This window comes from Micromonospora sp. CA-263727 (assembly GCF_050942455.1).
GTDB lineage: Bacteria > Actinomycetota > Actinomycetes > Mycobacteriales > Micromonosporaceae > Micromonospora.
Window position 1 is genome coordinate 3225472 of the sequence record NZ_CP192031.1, and the last position, 16372, is coordinate 3241843.

Genomic DNA, 16372 nt, shown 5'->3' on the forward strand with positions numbered 1-16372 from the left:
TCCGCTGGCCGGTGGGCCGTGACGAGGGGACGACCTGCGGTGGGGAGCTGGGCGTGCCGGGATTTCCGACCCGGGCCGGCGGCCGGTGAACCAGCAGCCGTCCCGCGCCGTCATGCGGGCGTGCGTCTGCCGCATTCGTCCGTGGACCTTCTGCGTCCGCCCGTCAGGCCAGCTGGAGGGCCATATGACTGTGAGTACTGATTCGTTCCCGACCCGTAGGCCATGGCTGAGTCAGAAGGTCGTCTACCTCGCCATCGTGGTGCTCGCGCTCGGCCTGATCGTGGTCATGTCGAGCAGTTCCGCGGCCGTTGCCGGCGAACGGGTGACGTTCGTCAACGCGACCGGTGAGACGCTCTGGGTCGGTGCGGGCGAGAGCGGGGACGGCTCGCGGAGGATCAGTGGCCTGCCCGTGCTGCGGCCGGGAGAGTCGAAGAGCATTGTCATTCCGGATGCCGAGGCGCCGGGCCACTGGCGGGGCAGGTTCTTCGCCCGGCAGCGGTGCAGCGGAGACCCCGGCAGCACGTTCAAGTGCCTCGTGGGTGACTGTGGCGCCTATGTGGACTACTGCGAGCGGGGCGCGGAGCCGGTGAGTCTGGCCGAGTTCAACTTCGACCAGAACAACCCCGGCGCCCCGTGGTACAACGTCAGCTATGTCGATGCGTTGTCGTTGACCATCACGATCGAGACGCCCGGCGGTTCGCAGACTGCGGTGGCGGGAAGCTGCGTCCGGTGGGACTGCTCCGGTGGCCAGTTGCTCGCCGCCTGCCCGGAGGCGCATGCCGTGATCGATCCGCAGCGGGGCGACCGGATCAACTGCGTCAACCCGGAGCGGGACGCGGAGAGCGCCTACACCGCCGCGCTCCGACCCTTCGGGGCGCGGGCCTATCTCTGGTCCACCCACGACCGGGTCGAGGGCAACGAGACCGTCTTCAGCTGTCCCGGCTGCGCGGACTACGTGGTCACCTTCCGCAACGGGGGAGCCTCGGCGGCTCCGCCCGTGAACCAGCCCGTCACCGCGGAATTGTCCGTCTTCGCGCTGCGCGGCTACGAGGACAAGTGCATCGACGTGCCGGGTGCCGTCTCGGCCGACGGCGCGCAGTTGCAGCTCTGGAAGTGCAACGACACCGCTGCCCAGCAGTTCTCGCGTGGCCCCAACGGGTCTCTGGTGGCGCTCGACAAGTGCATGGATGTGGCGTGGGCGTCGCGTGACGACGGCGCCAAGGTGCAGTTGGCCTACTGCAACGGCGGGCCGGCGCAGGTCTGGGTCGCCGAGGCGGAGATGCTGCGCAATCCGCACTCGGACAAGTGCGTCGACGTGCGCGACTGGAACAGCAGCGACGGCGCCCCGTTGCAGATCTGGACGTGCAACCCCGGGCAGGGCAACCAGACCTGGCGCACGGTCGGCCGTTGAGGAGCCACGACGGAGCGGAACCGGCCGCGCGGACCACCGCGCGGCCGGCCGTGGCGGATCGCCCCGCGCTCCCGAGCTGCGTGGCCCGGTCGTACCTGCGGCACGATGCTTCGCGGACACACCGGGACGGAAGGATGCGAATGGAAACGGATGGCCGGGGTCGGGCGTCGAGGGCGGGCACTCGGCCGGCCCGGTCGCGGCCCCCGGGCGCTCGACGACGGCGAGCGCTCTGGTGGCTGCTGCCGCTGCTGGCGGTGTTCTTCGTGCCGCTCGCCCCGACCGCTCGGGCCACCGCCGCCGCGCCCGCCGAGACCGGCAAATACTACGTCGTCGGGCCGCCGGTCAACGGCCAGCGGGAATACCTCTACAGCATCGCCCTGCTCACCCTCGGCAACGGCAACCGGTTCCGCGAGATCATCGACCTCAACCGGGGCCGGAAACAGCCCGACGGGGCCACCTTCACCGACGGCGTCGAACTCGCGCCCGGCTGGATCCTCGTGTTGCCACGCGACGCCGATGGTCCGGGGGTGCGGACCGGCGCGCTCCCGGCGATCGGGCCGCCGACCCCCCGGCCGTCGCCGAGCACGGCGGCACCCTCGCCGAGCAAGACGGCGGCGTCGCCGAGCACGCCGCCCGCACCGAGCGCCACCACATCCCAGCCGCCGCCGAGCGCAGCCCCGGCGGAGTCGCCGGCCGTGGCCGGCCCCCCGTCGAGGTCCGAGCCGTCCGTACTGGGTCGCCTCAGCGCCGACCAGGTCCGGGTCGGTGCGGCCGTGCTCGCGGTGGCACTCGCGGTCGTCGCGATCCTGGTGCTGCCCCGGCGGGTACGCCAGATGCGCTCGGTGACCCTCGACGACGGGCCGTGGCCGCCGGAACGGCACCACACGCCGACGCCGGCCGAACTCGACGCCGTCGCGGTGGCCACCCGGCCGGACGCTCGGCCCGGCCCGGGGACGTCGGCGGCGGCACCCGGCCTGGCCGAGTCCGAGGCGGAGCAGACGGCGGAGCGGGGGTTGCCGGACCTGCGGACGGCGGAGCATGCGCAGCTGCGATTGGCGAAGCCGGCCCCGGTCTCCGTGCCGTCCGCACCTCCGCCCGAGTGGCCTCCCCTCGTCGGCGTGGTGCCGACGCACGCCTCCACCGGGCGATCGGCCGGGCCGGAGCCGGCCGGTGCGGCGGACGGTGTCGGGCGGGCGGGCGTCGCGGTCCTGCCCCGGCCGGCGTTGCCGGACGACGGCGACGTGCCGTACGTCCGGGCGGACGTCCTCACCGAGGTCGGCCCGATCCTGGTACGCCTGGCCGGCGTCACCACCGGGCCGACGACGCCCGCCTACGCCTGGCTCGCCGACGACGAGCCGGCGCCCGCGGCGGCCGTGCCGCTGGTGCTGGGACGCAAGGGGCCGTGGCGGCTCCAGGTCGACCTCGGCCGGGCACCCGACGTGTTCACCCTGGTCGGCGCGATGGAGGAGTGCCGTCGGCTGGCTGCGGCGTACGCCCGGGAGTTGCACGCGGGCGGGATCGGGGTGGCCGTCGTCGGTGACGCGCTCGGCGCCGAGACCTTCGACGGCTGCCACAGCCTGACCGGTCTCCTGGAGGGGGGCGGTTCGGGTTCGGGCCTGTACGTGGTCATCACCGCCGGCATGCCGGCGGACGCGGCGGCCGGGATACGCGGGCTCGCCAAGGCCACCGGCGCCCGCTGCATACCGGTGGTGATCGGTCCGGTGCCGGATGGCCGCTGGTCGGCTCAGCTCGGCGTCGGGGACTGAAGCCGAGGTAGGACGGTCGGCAGTGCCGCCTTCGGCACCCGCGGTACGCGCTGCCAGACACCGTCGTCGGCGCGGTACGCGCGGCGTACCCGAACCCGCTGGTAGGAGCGGCTGCCGAGGACCAGCTCCACCTGCGCGGCGCGTAGCCGTTCCGCCTGGGTTCGGACCCCGGTGAGCGGGGTGAGCAGGTCGGCCGTTGACGTCACGTCGATCGCGCGGCCCCTCGGCACCCGCAGCTCCAGCATCAGCCGTCCCGCCCGGACCGGCGGCCGGCGCAGGTAGAGCCGCAGCCAGTGGCGCGGCAGCCGGACCCGGTCCGCCGGCAGGAGGGCGTACGCGCGGCGGGTGCCGAAGGTCGGCCAGCGCCGTACGTCGTTGGGCAGCCCGGCGGTCGACCGGGCCGGGGAGGCGCAGCGGATCCGCAGCGACTCGCTTTCGCACTCGCCGGCCGGCGTCAGGTGACCGGCGCGGTCGACGTCGAAGGTGTCCACCGCGATGACCCGGTCCAGGCGCGCCGCCGGCAGGAGGTACGCCTCGCGGAGGCCCCGCAGGTGTTGCAGGCGTGCGGGCAGGTGCGCCCGGATCACCCCCATCGGGATCGCGCCACCCGGTCCCACCCGGACCCGGAGCAGCCGACCGCCCTCCGGCACCGACCGGGGATCCAGGAACGCGAGCAGGAAAAGCTCGGCACTGGGCAGGCCGTCGGCGACCGGCCGGGCGTCGGCCGGCGCGACCACGAAACCCTCGAACTGTTCGGCGTTGACCTGCTGTCCCGGCGACAGCCACGCCGGTCCGTACGCCGCCGCCCGGCGGTTCTCGGCGGTCAGCGCCGGGCGGGGAAGCGGGGTCTCGGGTACGAGCGCCGGTCCACCCGGCGTCCCCGCGACGGCCGGCTTCGGCTCGGCCGGCTGCTCCGCCCCGGCTGGCTGTTCGACCTCGACGGGCTGTGCCTTCGCCGCTGGCGGTGCTGCCCCGGGCCGCGTCGGTAGGGCTGGCTGTGCCGCCTCGACCGGCTGTGCCGCCTCGACCGGCTGTGCCGCCTCGACCGGCTGTGCCGCCTCGACCGGCTGTGCCGCCTCGACCGGCTGTGCCGCCTCGACCGGCTGCGCGGTCTCGGGCGGCGCTGCCTCCGGGGGCGGGGTCGATTCGGCTCGATCGGTGTCGGGCGGGGTCGTGCTGCTCACCGTGATGCTGAGGCGGGCCGACGCCGGCACGAGCAGCCCGGTCGGGGTGGTGCGCAAGGCCGCCGGAGCGGCGGCGAACCGGGGTCGGTGGGCCTGCCACTCGGCGGCCTGCCCGGCGTGGTCGAGTGCGCGCAGGTCCTGCCGGGCGTCGACCAGCTCCGCGCTGCCACCCGCCGGCGGAGTCCAGACGGTGGCGCCGGTCGTCTCGGCCAACTCCTGTGCCTGCGTGCCGAGGCTCTGCTGCTCGTCCGGATCGGACGGCCAGGTCAGCCAGAGCCGCAGGTCCCGGCCGTAGAGCGGAAGGTCGCCCAGGAGGGCGGCGAGCTGGCCGCCGCTGTACACCCGCTGCGTGCCACCGTAGTCGCCGACCAGGAAGCCACCGGCCCGGGCCGTGACCGCCACGGTCACCAGCCCCTCCGAAGCCGTGCCGAGCCGGTGCGCGGTGGCGCGCCGGGTGACGAAGTCGGCCCGGGTGGCGAGGACGAGCCCGCCGTGCAGCGGCAGGCCCACCACGCCCCGGCGCGGGCGGACCAGGCCGTGGTCCACGGTGAACCAGCCGGGCAGCGGAGTGGCCAGCTCGGGCGGCTGGATCACGATCCAGTCCCGGCTCCGGCGGGTCACCCGGTCGAGCGGTACCGCGTGCAGCGGCCCGTTCCCGCCCTGCCGGTCGTGGTGCCGGATCTCCGCGCCCTCGGGACTGACCAGGACGTCGTGGGCGAGCAGGCCGGCGACCTCACTGAACAGCTCGATGTGCCGGGCGCCGTCGTCGGCCAGGATCCGTACGTCGTCCGCGGTCTCGCCGGAGCGCCGGACCAGGTCGGTGATGGCCCGTGCGGTGAGCGGCCGGTCGGGCTTCATCGGCAGGACCAGCCCACCGCGCGCCCCGGGTGCCAGCCAGAGATCGAACAGTCCGCTGATCCGCCGGTGCCGGCGGTGATCGAAGCGAAGCGTGGCCGGTGGCTTGTCGACGTCCGCCTCCGTCGTCGCGGATGTTGCCTGCATGCGCTCTCACCACCGTCCGTTTCCGGCGTGGCGGCCAGCACCCCACCACATCACCTGGTCTCGTGGCCCTTACGTCATCATGACGGAGACCGCCGGACTCTGGTTCAGCTCAGTCCGCACGTTTCTGCCGATCGGATTGAACGTATCCGGCTCTGATCCGCTGTAGAGGGTGTCGGCCCGGCCGATCGGCCGTGGGTTACTGGAGGAGGAACATCAGTGCTGGCAAAGCGCCCGAACCTTGCACGTCTGCTCGCGGGCGTGGCGGTTGCCTGCTGCCTGGTCGTGGCGATGGCCGGGCCGGCGGCGGCCCAGAAGGCCCCACCGGATCCGCAGGCCTACGTCAAGTACTACGTCGTCGCCGCGGCCCACCAGGGGCAGCCGGAGAATCTCTCCGAGATCGCGATCCGGTTCCTCGGCAGCGGCGAGCGATCCGCGGAGATCTACAACCTGAACGCCGGACGGGTACAGCCGGACGGAGCGAGCCTGACCGATCCGGCCCGGCTCAACCCCGGGTGGTACCTGGTGCTGCCGTGGGACGCGGTCGGCGAGGGGGTGAAGTACGGTCAGGTCCCGTCCGGGTCGAAGCCCCCCACCAAGGCTCCCACGCCCACCGGCAGCCCCAAGCCGTCCGGTAGCCCCAGCCCCAGCGCCAGCGCGAGCCCCAGCCCGTCGCCAACCGGCACGAAGGGCACCGCCGGCTGCACCGCCGTCGCCGCGTCGAGCAGCCGTTCGGACTGGGCCCAGCTACGGTTGGCGGCCGACGGCGCGTGGGACCTGAGCCGGGGCAACGGCGTCATGGTGGCCGTGGTCGACTCCGGGGTGGACGGCCGGCTCGAACAGCTCAACGGCCGCATCGCGGTCGGCGCGGACGTCACCGTCGGGAACGGCCGTGGCGACACCGACTGCCTGGGCACCGGCACCGCGATGGCGAGCATCATCGCCGCGAACGCCAGCACCGAGAAGTCCCCGGCCGGTCTCGCGCCCGACGCCACGGTCCTGCCGGTCCGGATGGTCGGCGCCTCGGGAAAGGGACGAGCCACGGACGCGGCGAACGCGATCGAGGTGGCGGTGAGCGCGGGCGCGTCGGTGGTGGCCCTCGGCTCCCACGTGGACCTCTCCGCCCCGGCGGTCGCCGCCTCGCTCACCACCGCGCTCAACCACGACGTGATCGTGGTGGCGGGCGCGCCGACCAAGCCCGTCACGCTGCCCTCGCCCAGCGCCGACGCCACCGGCGCCCTGCTGCTGGCCGGCGGGGTCGGCGCCGACAACAAGCTCGTCGAGGAATACCAGCCGAACACGGTGGAGGTGGTCGCTCCCGGTGCGGACGTGACCAGCATCGGGCCGGGGGACGCCGGCCCGCTGAGCTACACGGGCACCCGCTTCGCCGTCGCCTTCGCGGCCGGACAGGCGGCGCTCGTCCGGGCCGCCTATCCGGAGCTGAGCGCCGTCCAGGTCAAGCAGCGGATCCAGGGCACCGCCGACGCGCTGGGCGACGAGACCCCCGACGGGCGGTACGGCTCCGGCATGATCAATCCAGCCGCCTCGGTCGCCCGGACCATCGAGGGCGAGCAACCGGTCGGGGCGGGAACGGAGAGCGGCGGTGGCGGTGGTGGCATGGGCGCCCTCGTCCTCCTCGGCTTTGCGCTGATCGGCGGTGGCGCGTTCCTGACGCTCCAGCTCCGCCGCCGTCGCGCCTTCGGTTAGTCACCGCCAGAGAAGCGTGGGGGGTACGGGCGGCGCGCGCCGCCCGTACCCCCCACTTGTGCTCGCCGTGGTGGCCGAGCCGCCGCTTACCGCAGTCGCCAGGTCTGCTCGGCGTTGGCCACGTAGATCCAGAGCTCAAGCGGCTTGCCCTTGGCGTTCATGTCGACGTCGACGGACTTGCCGTTGAGTTGGCTGATGATGCCGCCCTTGTCGTTGATCTGCCAACTCTGGGCCGGGTTGCCGCTACAGATGGCCGCCTGGATCGGGGTGGTGTCCTCGGAGGCGCCCCAGGCGATGTCCATACACAGATTCTGGGACCGGATGGTCCCGTCGTCGCGGACAGCCCACCACTGCGCCGGCTCCTCGGCGCAGGTCTTCAGGGTGAGCCGCGTACCGTCGCCGGTGCTGCCGGAGCTGACGCAGAGCCCGGTACGCGGGTGGAAGAGCTGCTTGGCGCCGCTGGGCCGGGTCGGCTTCGGGGCCGCCGGCTTCGGTGCGGCGGTCGTCGGCTTCGCCGCGGCGGAGCGGGTGGGCTTGCTGGCCGGCGGCGACCCGTCGGAGGAGGGCGTGGTCGGGTCCGGCGCCGGAGCATCAGGCGACGGCGTCGAGGGGTCGGGCTCGGCCGGCTTGGGCCGGACGAGCCGGGTGTCGAGCGTGTAGAGGTCGGTGAGGGCCTTCACGGCCCGCAGGAACCTCTCGGTCGACTGGTCGAAGGCGCCGCCGGTCTGCCGCAGGGCCGTCGGCCCGCCGCGGTAGGCGGCGAGCGCCAGCAGGTACGGGTCACCGTCGAGGCTGGACAGCTCCTCGACCAGGCCGCACATCGCACCGCCCACGGCCGGGATCGCCACCGTCGGGTCCCAGGCCGAGCCACCGTCCGGGCCGTACGCCTGCCAGACCTCCGGGACGAACTGCGCGATGCCCCGCTGGCCGGTGGGGCCGAGCAGGTTGGCGTCGAACCCGGAGAGCGCCATCAGCTGGGCGGCGACCATCGGCGGCGTGACCTGGTCGCAGACGGACCCGGCCTCGACCACGAGCGGGACGTACTGGGCGGGTACGCCCTTCGCGTCGGCGGCCGGCGGCGCGGTCGGCTCCGGCGTGCCGGCCCCACCGAACTGCTTCAACTTGCCGTAGTACCCGGCGTAGCCGCTGACCAGGTCGACGTACTCGACGGCGTCGGCGGGCACCCCCTCCGCCTCGGTGACCGCGGGCAGCCCGACGTGGAAGGCGGCCACCGCGAGACGCCACCGGTCACCGGAGTTGCCGGCGATCCGGAGCTGACCGCTGAAGTCGCACAGCTGGTGGGCGAGCGCCAGGATGCTCGCCGAAAGATCCGAGCGCCGGGCGTCCGGCCACGGCTTCCACGCCTTCCAGTCGTCGTCGTCGAGGCCGGCGATGCCCTGACCACCCGAGCGGGTCTTCCGCGCCCGGTTGTCCAGGCCCGATTCGGCCATCAGCTGCCCGGCGATCCGTGCCGGGGTGAGCGCCGGACAGGAGCGGGCGGCGGCGGCGATGGCTGTCATCTGCTTCTCGGTGACGGCGTCACCGACAACCGTGTCGTCGCGGGCCGAGGCGACTCCCCAGTTGATGGTGGCGGTGACGGCGGAGAGGATCGCCAGTCCGGCCAGGACGGCCGCCACGACTCTGCGCGGCGTACGGCCGAATCTGAACTTGTTGGGCACCAGGTCGGTTGTCACGGGGCCATCCCTTTCGGCGTGGCGACACCTGTCGTGACGGATCTCCGCCGTCCGGCGTTCAAGGCCGCTGCGGATTTTTTCGATCCGTGCCGCCTGAGACTGAACCGGCCGGGGTGCGCAGCCGTCAATCGGGCGGCGCTGTTTCCGTCAGGTCGGCGGTTTCGGCCGCCGGCCCGCACCGTCGACAGTAGAGGAGACCAGATTGCTCAGGCACGATCGGCCCGATGTGGCGGCCGTGGGCACGGTGACGGGCGGACGAGCGACCTGCGAAGGGCGGTCCGCCACGAATGCGGCTATGCTCACGGTCAGGGCCGGGAGGACGCCGCTGCGTCACGTCCACCCGGCCGGCAGGGTGCGTTCCGTCCGTCAGGGAGGCGGTCTGTGTCGGCGGTCCCCAACGAGTCGATCGGACCGTGCCTTTCGGAGCGTGCCGCCATCGAGCCGTCCGCCGCCGAGGCACTGCTGAGGCAGATCGTCGACGAGTACCGCCAGCCCCTGCACCGCTTCCTCACCCGCCTGCTGCTCGGGCAGCAGGATCTTGCCGAGGATCTGGTCCAGGAGACGCTTCTGCGCGCCTGGCGTAACGCGGAGCGGCTGGCCGCCGATCCGTCGAAGATCGCGCCATGGCTCTACACGGTCGCCCGGCACGTGGCGATCGACGCGATGCGGGCCCGGCAGGCCCGGCCGCCCGAGGTCAGCCTGCCGGACCTCAACCGGGTCCCCGACAGCGACGACGAGATGGATCGCGTGGTGAGCGTCCACGCGGTGCGCCCCGCGCTGGGGAAGATCAGCCCGGAGCACCGTGAGGTGCTCCTAGAGATGTACTACCGGGGCGCCTCCGTAGCCGAAGCAGCGGTGCGGCTGGGGATACCCGAGGGTACGGTAAAATCCAGAGCCTATTACGCGGTACGCGCACTGCATGCCGCGATCGGCTCGACCGAGTCGTCCTGATCCCAAGGTCGCCCGGACCCAGACAGACACACCGCGTGGTGCCGACCCGTTGAGGAGAGGGCTGGATGCGCGCAGGCGGGGATCACGCCATGGCCGAGCAGGAGAGGCTGGCCCTCTACCTGATGGGTGCCTTGGACGACGCGGAGCGCGAGTCGTTCGAGCAGCACCTCGCCGGCTGCTGGCACTGCCTGGACGAGGCGGCAGAGATCGGCCCCTCGATCAGCGGCCTGGCCGGGCTGGGCGACGTGGACTGGTCGCCACCCGCCGCTGACCCGCCGTCCACGCCGGCACCCGGCACGAATGCCGAGGCGTCCGAATCCGGCGCGTCAGCCACCACGGCTGTCCGCGCGGCGGCAGCCGATACGAGCGGCGGAACGCTACCGGCCAGCGACAGCGACGCGGGGTCCGCGGAGGCGGGCGCGGGACAGACCGCCACCGGCGGCGTACGGTCCGGCACCGACGACGGCGCAGCCCGTTCCCCGGCCGACAACCGCCCGACGGGCAGGCGTCCGTCCAGTACGCGTCCGGGCTCGACGGCCGGCTTCCGGCGGCGGCGCCGGGCCCTCTGGGCGGGTGCGGCGGCGCTGGTTCTGGCGCTGGCCGGCGGGGTGGTGGCGGTCAACGAGTGGACTGCCCGCCCCGACCCGGTGCTGACCGCCTCGGGAGAGGCGCCCGGCTACGGGGCCAGCCTCTCCGTCGTCATCACCGTCGGCCACCAGGGCAGCGCCACGATCCGGATCACCGCGACCGGCCTGCGGCAGGGCCTCCGTTACCGGCTGTTCGCGGTGACCCGCGACGGCGCCACGCATGTCATCCGCGACTGGACCGCCTCGTCCGGGCCACAGGAGGTGGCCGGTGAGACGTCGCTGCCGGTCGACGAGCTGTCGTTCATCACGGTCGGCCTGGTCGACGGCTCCGCGATCGTGACCGCCCCGATCGCCAGGAATCCCGCCTCACCCCGCTGACCGCGATCCGGTCCACCTCGGGCTGGCGATCCCTGCCGCTGCCGAGCATTCTCCCCAAAAAGTTGGCCAGTCTGATGAACCAGGCGGGCCCGGCATACGTCATCGCGGCAGGAGCCGGCACCGGCGGGAGGAATTGCATCGGCCGACCACCGGATTTGTCAAAGAGTGCCGGACCGAGGGTTCCCGGCAGTCCCACTGCGGCCACCCGCATCCGTCAACTGGGCGAGGAATCGTCCTGATCGAGAGGGAAATCAATGACTGACGTCGACGTTGAGCGACAGCAGGCGCCACCGGCCCGGAACCTGTCAAAGTGGCTGAAGGACCAGCTCTCGTCACTCGGAAAGTCCCACCCGGATGCGAACAGCCTGACGTCGGAGCTTGGTGCCATCGTCACCACGACCACCTCCTTCGGCTCGCTGATCAACAACTATGCGTTCCAGGAAGAAAAGGTGCAGCTTGGTCTCGAAATCACCAACGCTGTCACCAGCTTGGGGACCACGGCGGCCGAAGGCATTGACGCCTACGTAAAAGGCGAGGTGAAGAATCCGTATTACATCGCGGCCAACGTCGCAAGTTTCGCGCTCTCGGTCGGCCGCACGGCCGTCGACCTGGCGATGGAGGATGGCAACAACAAGGAGACCGCCAAGTTCGCCATCGACGTGGCTCAGATGGCGACCCAGGTCGCCAAGTGGGGAACCAAGCCTTCGGCCAAGAAGGCCAAGGGCGAGGGGTACGACGAGTTGAAACAAGAGGTCAGGTCGCTTCAACAGGAGGTGGAATCCGCCAGGTCGGCCCTTGCGTCCTCCTCTGGTTCGGTGCACAGTTGGCGGTCCGCCCCCGCCGGAGGAGCGCCGAACACGCCGCCTGCACCGGAGACGAGGCAGCGGCGGCGTGCGAGCCGTTGACCATTCTTCGTGTTCCTCGGACGGTGCGGTGGGACGAAGGTGTCGACGGTTGGCCCGTGACGGCGAGCCATGACATCTGAGTCGGCAGCCGGGTGACGGGCCAGGGATACCCGCCGTGTCTGCGGCCCGGCGTACTCAAAGGTACCCGTGGCGACGTGCCCGGCACCGCAGGTGCCGGGCACGTCCTTGACATCGTCGTGATCGGTGCGGGGTGCCGGGATGGCGGACACACCGCCGCCCGGCACCGACATACCCGCTACCGGTATCCCGGGTGCCGGTGCACCGGCACCCGGGGGCTTCGCTACGCCGGTGGTGCGTGGACCACGAGCCTCAGCGGGACCGCGCCTGCGGTCGGCGACGGGACCCGACGGGCGACGGCAGCGCAGCCGGCTGACTTTTCGCCCCGGTGCCGCGCACGCTGGTGAGGCGTGCTGCCGCGGCCAACGGCGGGCCGTCCTGGGCGGCCAGGGCCAGCCGTCGCCAGCGGGAGTGATCGGCGGTGGTCCAGTTCCGTTCGCGCGACTCCTTCTCGGCCGCCGGGTGACCGGTCGGGGTGGCCCGGTCGTCGAGGTACTCCTTGGCAGCCAGACCACGGGCCTGGTTGGCGCGGCCCCAGGCACGGTTCCGCTCGGCGTTGAGCGCGTCGACGTCCTGGAGTCGCGGCTGGGCTACCGACGGCCTCTCGTCGGCAGGTGCGCGACCGACGCTGGCCAGCGCCGCGGCCTGCGCGACCGCCGCAGGCGGCGAGAGGGAGGTCGGCGACGCACGGCGGTGCGCCAGCCGGCTGCGCGTGGCGGTGTCCTGCTGGGAGCGCGGCGGAAGCATCGGTTTCCTCCCGAGGTCGAGGCTATGCCCGCCTACTACGGCTCCGACGCCGCCGGGTTCGTCCTGCGGTCGAACTAATTCCGTCGCTCGTTGCCGAGGTGGCGTGCCTGGTCGCAGCGGCAGCGGCGGAACCCGTCCGACGCTGCTGCTGGCGGGTGACGGAAAAACTCCGAACTCGCCCTGAACCGAGCGCCCGGTAGCGCCGTTAAGCGGCCGTCACCGGTGCCGGTGGTGCGGCCGGTGACCGCAGAGGCGAGCAGGGAAGGGAGGCGAGGTAGATGAGCAACGGATCCGTGGCGTTACGGCGTCCGGGTTTCCCGGCCGGGGAACCGGTGCTGGACGATCCACTCGCCGTGCGGGCGTACGACGATGGCCCGATCTGGTTGCGCGACAGCCTCTCCGAGGACGGCATCGGGTGGATCGGCGCCCACGGTGGGGCTGGCGCGACCACGCTGACCCGGCTGTTGGGCGGCACCGACATCGGCTGCCGCTGGCCGGACCCGGCCCTCGCCGAACCCGCCCGGGTCATGGTGGCCGGGCGGACGAACCTGGACGGCCTGCGGGCGGTCTCCCGCGCGCTGCACGCGCTACAGGAGGGGCGGCACCCGGCTGGCATGCGGTTGCTGGGCGTCGTGCTGATCGCGGATGCCGCCGGTCGGCTGCCGGCGCCCCTGCTCGGCCGGATCCGGCTACTGCGTTCGATCGCCCCGGTGCACCGGCTGCCGTGGATTCCGTCATACCGGGTGGGCGCGGAGCCGAAGCGGCCACCACGGCAGCTGTCCCGGCTGGCCGCGCTGGTGGACGCGGGGCCCCGGCAGTCCTGGGGGAGACCGTGACCAGGCTGGCCCGGATCGGGACGCTTGCCGCCCTGCTCGTCGTGGGGCTGTCCGGGCTGGGGGCGCTGCCGCCGGCCACCGCGGTCACGGCCGCGGACAGCTACACCGTGAAGATCGACGGCGGCAGCGCCGCGTTCCTCTACACGCTGTGCCTGAAGACCAGCACGACGGTGAACAATTATCCGCCCGGGGGCGGGGACCGGTCCTGTTCGGGGAAGAAGGGCTCGACCGACGGCACCATCAGCCTGACCGCCGAGTACAACCCCGGCGACACCGTGTGGATGGACCTCGAAATGCACACCGGTCTCACCGGTGAGTCGGTGACCAAGGACAACGTCGAGATCACCGGCGCGAGGAACTGCACGTTCAAGGGTGCCGTCCACGCCGGGAAGTTCCAGTGCGACAGCGCGATCAACCCGATCAACTTCGAACCGCCGGAGATCGAGGAGTACACGATCGACGGGACCAACCCCAACGAACCGATCGTGCAGTTGCTGAGCCTGATGGCGTGGTGTGTCAGCGCCGCGGCCGTGTGCGGCCTGCTGATCACCGGCGCGACGCTGGCGTCGCAGCTGCGGCGTGGCGCCCTGGAGGAACGGACCGAGTACACGAAACACATCGCGTTCGTCCTCGCGGCGTGCCTGCTGGCGACCACCGCCGGCCCGATCGTCGAGTGGCTCAACCTCACCGAATGACCGTCCGACGGGCCGGCGCGCGGTCCGTCGGGGAGAACCAGTATCCGATCTCGAAGGAGACGACATGTCCCTCTCCGTCATCCTCTACAGCCTGCGGCGGATTCCGATGGCGGTTCCGCAGCCCAGCACCGACGGGGACCTCCCGTCGAACCTGGCCGAGAAGGTCGAGCAGGCGCTCGGGCTGGTGGCCTGGGCCGGCACCGCAGCCGGTGTCCTCGGGGTCCTGGTGACCGGCGCGGTCATGGCCATCTCCCACAAGCGCGGCGAGAGCTCGGAGCACATGAGCCGACTCGGCATGGTGCTGGGCGGCTGCATCCTGGTCGCCACCGCCGGGCCGATCGTCACCTGGGTATTCGGCACCGGCGGGGGCGAGGGCAACTGACCTTTCACCGAGCGTAGGCCGAAGCGATCGTCCGACCGGACAGGTGGGGTGCCATGAGACTGAGACTTGCCTCCGACGACGGGGCCGAGGAGGAGAAGCCGTACTGGCAGCAACGCCGGTGGCAGATGTCGGCCGCCTTTCTCGCCCTCGCCCTCTGTGTCGGCACGGTCGCGGCCCTCGGCGGCGGACGCGACGCCAACTCCAGCGTCGCGGCCGAGTCCGGCCCGACGATCGGTGGCCTCGCTCCGGACGGCTCCCGGCCGCAGGGCTGCCGCACCGACGATGCCGACCAGCGGATTCCGAGCGTGGCGCCGCGGGACATCAGCTGGCAGCCACTCAACGGCGCCCAGGCCCCCCGCTCCGCCTCGGCGGGGCCGCTGAAGACCACCGGCCCGCTGCTCTGGTGCTTTGCGAACACCCCGATGGGCGCGGTCATGGCGGTGCACACCATCTCCCGCCAGATGAGTGGTCCCGACTGGCGGCTGGTCAGCCAGCAGCAGCTCGTGCCCGGGCTGGCGCGGGACTACTTCGACGCGATGCGGGCGTCGATCGAGGAGACCGGGCCGACGCAGACCACCAATGCACTGGCCGGATTCCTGGTGCTGAAGTACTCGCCCAGGACGGCCACGATCCGGGTGCTCGTCCGGCAGGCCGAGGTGCTGTACGTGTCTCTCGACTACATCGTGGACTGGAACGGCGTGGACTGGCAGCTTCGGCCGCTGAGCTCCGGCGGCCTCTACGCGCGGGTCAACCCCGTCGTCTCCCTCGTCGGCTTCGTGCTGTGGAACGAGGTGTGACACGTGGGCGAGTGCGCCACCGGTGATGCGGTGTACATCGGCACGATCGGGCAGGTCGTCGGCTTCTTCGAGCAGGGGATCGACGGCATTCTCAGCGACATCGCCAGCGCCATCATGGGCGCGGCGGTCGAACTCTTCGCCAACCTCGGCGACGTGCCGGCCCTCGGTGACGAGGAGCTCAACGACAAGATCCACCTCCAGACCGACTGGCTGGTCGTCACGATCGCGGTGGCGTCGCTGCTGGCCGCGGCGTTCCGGATGGCACTGGAACGCAAGGGCCAGTCCCTTGTGGTGGCCCTCATGGGCCTGGTCCGCATGATCCTCGTGGTGGGCGCGGCCTGGACGGTGCTCAACTGGTTGGCCACCGAGGCGGACAACTACAGCAGCCATCTCTACGACCAGGGCATCAAGGCGCAGCTCAAGCTGATCGCCAACTGCGGCACGGATGGGCTCACCGCGTTCCTGCTGATCATCATCGGCCTGTTGCTGCTGATCGCCGGCTGCATCCACGTCATCCTGATGTACATCCGGCTCGGCGTGATGGTGCTGCTCACCGGCACGCTGCCGCTGGCCGCGGCGGCCTCGATGTCCGAGTCGGGCGGGGGGTGGTGGCGCAAGCACATCGCCTGGATGATCGCCTGGCTGGCCTTCAAACCGGTGGTCGGGCTGATCATGTATTCGGGGGCCGCCATGATCGGTGCCACCGGCGGCGATGCCAAACACTACAAACTCGCCGGCGCTGCGGTCCTGTTGATGGCCGCGGTCGCCCTGCCCGCGCTGATGCGGCTGGTCGTGCCGGCGATGGCCAGCCTCGGCTCGGGTGGTGGCGTCGGCGCGGGCGTCGCTGCCGGTGCCGCCGCGGCGGGTGCGGTGGCGAGCGGGGCGAAGAAGATCGCTGGCGCCGGTGGCGGCGGGGCTGCCTCCGCCGGCCGGCCCCGGGGCCGAGCGGAGGTAGCTCGTCGGCGGGCGGTGCCTCGGGCGGCGGCCGCGCTGCCGGCGGTTCCGGTGGCGGGTCTGGTGGCGGGTCTGGCCGTGGTTCCGGTGGTGGGTCCGGTGCTGGATCCGGCGGTGGGTCGGGCGGCGGCGGGTCGAGAGCGGGGCGGGCCGCGCGGGGCGCGGCCGGCGTGGCGGCCGCGACGATCGGTGCGGCGGCCACGGTGGTGCAGGCCGCGGCCACCACCCACACGCACGCCAGCAACATCGCCAGCGGAGCGCTCCCTGATCGTGACCGTGAGTAGCTGATGTCGGGACGAGG

General features: G+C 72.3%; 14 protein-coding genes. 11 read left to right on the forward strand and 3 right to left on the reverse strand.

The features are described 5' to 3' along the window. Positions 1-184: 184 nt before the first annotated feature. A complete protein-coding gene (locus tag ACQPYA_RS14190) occupies positions 185-1411 on the forward strand; it encodes a ricin-type beta-trefoil lectin domain protein (RefSeq protein ID WP_433533049.1) in 1227 nt (408 codons plus the stop codon). Positions 1412-1551: 140 nt separating this feature from the next. After that, positions 1552-3177: a hypothetical protein gene (locus ACQPYA_RS14195; RefSeq protein ID WP_433533050.1), complete on the forward strand. Its 1626-nt coding sequence runs from the start codon at positions 1552-1554 to the stop codon at positions 3175-3177. Here ACQPYA_RS14195 and ACQPYA_RS14200 read toward each other — a convergent pair. Further along, the gene (locus ACQPYA_RS14200) at positions 3156-5363 is read right to left on the reverse strand and encodes a hypothetical protein (RefSeq protein ID WP_433533051.1); all 2208 of its coding nucleotides are present in this window, start codon (positions 5361-5363) and stop codon (positions 3156-3158) included. The two genes, ACQPYA_RS14195 and ACQPYA_RS14200, sit on opposite strands and share 22 nt — an antisense overlap. A gap of 216 nt (positions 5364-5579) precedes the next feature. On the opposite strand from ACQPYA_RS14200, the gene ACQPYA_RS14205 reads away from it, so the two are divergent. Beyond that, the gene (locus ACQPYA_RS14205) at positions 5580-7067 is read left to right on the forward strand and encodes a S8 family serine peptidase (protein WP_433533052.1); all 1488 of its coding nucleotides are present in this window, start codon (positions 5580-5582) and stop codon (positions 7065-7067) included. An 86-nt stretch (positions 7068-7153) separates the two neighbouring features. Here the strand turns inward: ACQPYA_RS14205 and ACQPYA_RS14210 are convergent, their stop codons facing one another. After that, positions 7154-8761, reverse strand: a complete 1608-nt coding sequence (locus tag ACQPYA_RS14210; RefSeq protein ID WP_433533053.1) for a ricin-type beta-trefoil lectin domain protein — start codon at positions 8759-8761, stop codon at positions 7154-7156. A 381-nt stretch (positions 8762-9142) separates the two neighbouring features. Between ACQPYA_RS14210 and ACQPYA_RS14215 the strand changes: the two genes are divergently transcribed. The 3 genes from ACQPYA_RS14215 to ACQPYA_RS14225 all read left to right on the forward strand — a co-directional run bounded on the left by ACQPYA_RS14215 (position 9143) and on the right by ACQPYA_RS14225 (position 11582). Beyond that, positions 9143-9712, forward strand: a complete 570-nt coding sequence (locus ACQPYA_RS14215) for a sigma-70 family RNA polymerase sigma factor (RefSeq protein ID WP_433533054.1) — start codon at positions 9143-9145, stop codon at positions 9710-9712. A gap of 65 nt (positions 9713-9777) precedes the next feature. Further along, on the forward strand, positions 9778-10677 hold the full coding sequence (locus ACQPYA_RS14220) for a zf-HC2 domain-containing protein (protein WP_433533055.1): 900 nt from the start codon (positions 9778-9780) through the stop codon (positions 10675-10677). Between the two features lie 254 nt (positions 10678-10931). Next, positions 10932-11582, forward strand: a complete 651-nt coding sequence (locus ACQPYA_RS14225) for a hypothetical protein (RefSeq protein WP_433533056.1) — start codon at positions 10932-10934, stop codon at positions 11580-11582. Positions 11583-11912: 330 nt separating this feature from the next. On the opposite strand, the gene ACQPYA_RS14230 is transcribed toward ACQPYA_RS14225, so the two are convergent. After that, on the reverse strand, positions 11913-12407 hold the full coding sequence (locus ACQPYA_RS14230) for a hypothetical protein (protein ID WP_433533057.1): 495 nt from the start codon (positions 12405-12407) through the stop codon (positions 11913-11915). 278 nt (positions 12408-12685) lie between these two features. On the opposite strand from ACQPYA_RS14230, the gene ACQPYA_RS14235 reads away from it, so the two are divergent. The 5 genes from ACQPYA_RS14235 to ACQPYA_RS14255 all read left to right on the forward strand — a co-directional run bounded on the left by ACQPYA_RS14235 (position 12686) and on the right by ACQPYA_RS14255 (position 16359). Beyond that, positions 12686-13243, forward strand: coding sequence for a hypothetical protein (locus ACQPYA_RS14235; protein WP_433533058.1), 558 nt, complete (start codon positions 12686-12688; stop codon positions 13241-13243). Then, entirely contained in the window at positions 13240-13938 is a 699-nt protein-coding gene (locus tag ACQPYA_RS14240) for a hypothetical protein (RefSeq protein ID WP_433533059.1), read from the forward strand. Before ACQPYA_RS14235 ends, ACQPYA_RS14240 begins: the two co-directional genes overlap by 4 nt. A gap of 64 nt (positions 13939-14002) precedes the next feature. After that, entirely contained in the window at positions 14003-14320 is a 318-nt protein-coding gene (locus ACQPYA_RS14245; RefSeq protein WP_433533060.1) for a hypothetical protein, read from the forward strand. 53 nt (positions 14321-14373) lie between these two features. Then, complete coding sequence (locus tag ACQPYA_RS14250; protein WP_433533061.1) at positions 14374-15117, forward strand: hypothetical protein; 744 nt, start codon at positions 14374-14376, stop codon at positions 15115-15117. 3 nt (positions 15118-15120) lie between these two features. Continuing rightward, positions 15121-16359, forward strand: a complete 1239-nt coding sequence (locus tag ACQPYA_RS14255) for a hypothetical protein (RefSeq protein WP_433533062.1) — start codon at positions 15121-15123, stop codon at positions 16357-16359. The last annotated feature ends 13 nt before the right edge of the window (positions 16360-16372 follow it).

Bases quoted from the DNA above. Each gene is read 5' to 3' on its own strand.
- ACQPYA_RS14190 (WP_433533049.1), top strand. From the start codon at position 185: ATGACTGTGAGTACTGATTCGTTCCCGACCCGTAGGCCATGGCTGAGT.
- ACQPYA_RS14195 (WP_433533050.1), top strand. From the start codon at position 1,552: ATGGAAACGGATGGCCGGGGTCGGGCGTCGAGGGCGGGCACTCGGCCG.
- ACQPYA_RS14200 (WP_433533051.1), bottom strand. From the start codon at position 5,363: ATGCAGGCAACATCCGCGACGACGGAGGCGGACGTCGACAAGCCACCG.
- ACQPYA_RS14220 (WP_433533055.1), top strand. From the start codon at position 9,778: ATGCGCGCAGGCGGGGATCACGCCATGGCCGAGCAGGAGAGGCTGGCC.
- ACQPYA_RS14225 (WP_433533056.1), top strand. From the start codon at position 10,932: ATGACTGACGTCGACGTTGAGCGACAGCAGGCGCCACCGGCCCGGAAC.
- ACQPYA_RS14230 (WP_433533057.1), bottom strand. From the start codon at position 12,407: ATGCTTCCGCCGCGCTCCCAGCAGGACACCGCCACGCGCAGCCGGCTG.
- ACQPYA_RS14235 (WP_433533058.1), top strand. From the start codon at position 12,686: ATGAGCAACGGATCCGTGGCGTTACGGCGTCCGGGTTTCCCGGCCGGG.
- ACQPYA_RS14245 (WP_433533060.1), top strand. From the start codon at position 14,003: ATGTCCCTCTCCGTCATCCTCTACAGCCTGCGGCGGATTCCGATGGCG.
- ACQPYA_RS14250 (WP_433533061.1), top strand. From the start codon at position 14,374: ATGAGACTGAGACTTGCCTCCGACGACGGGGCCGAGGAGGAGAAGCCG.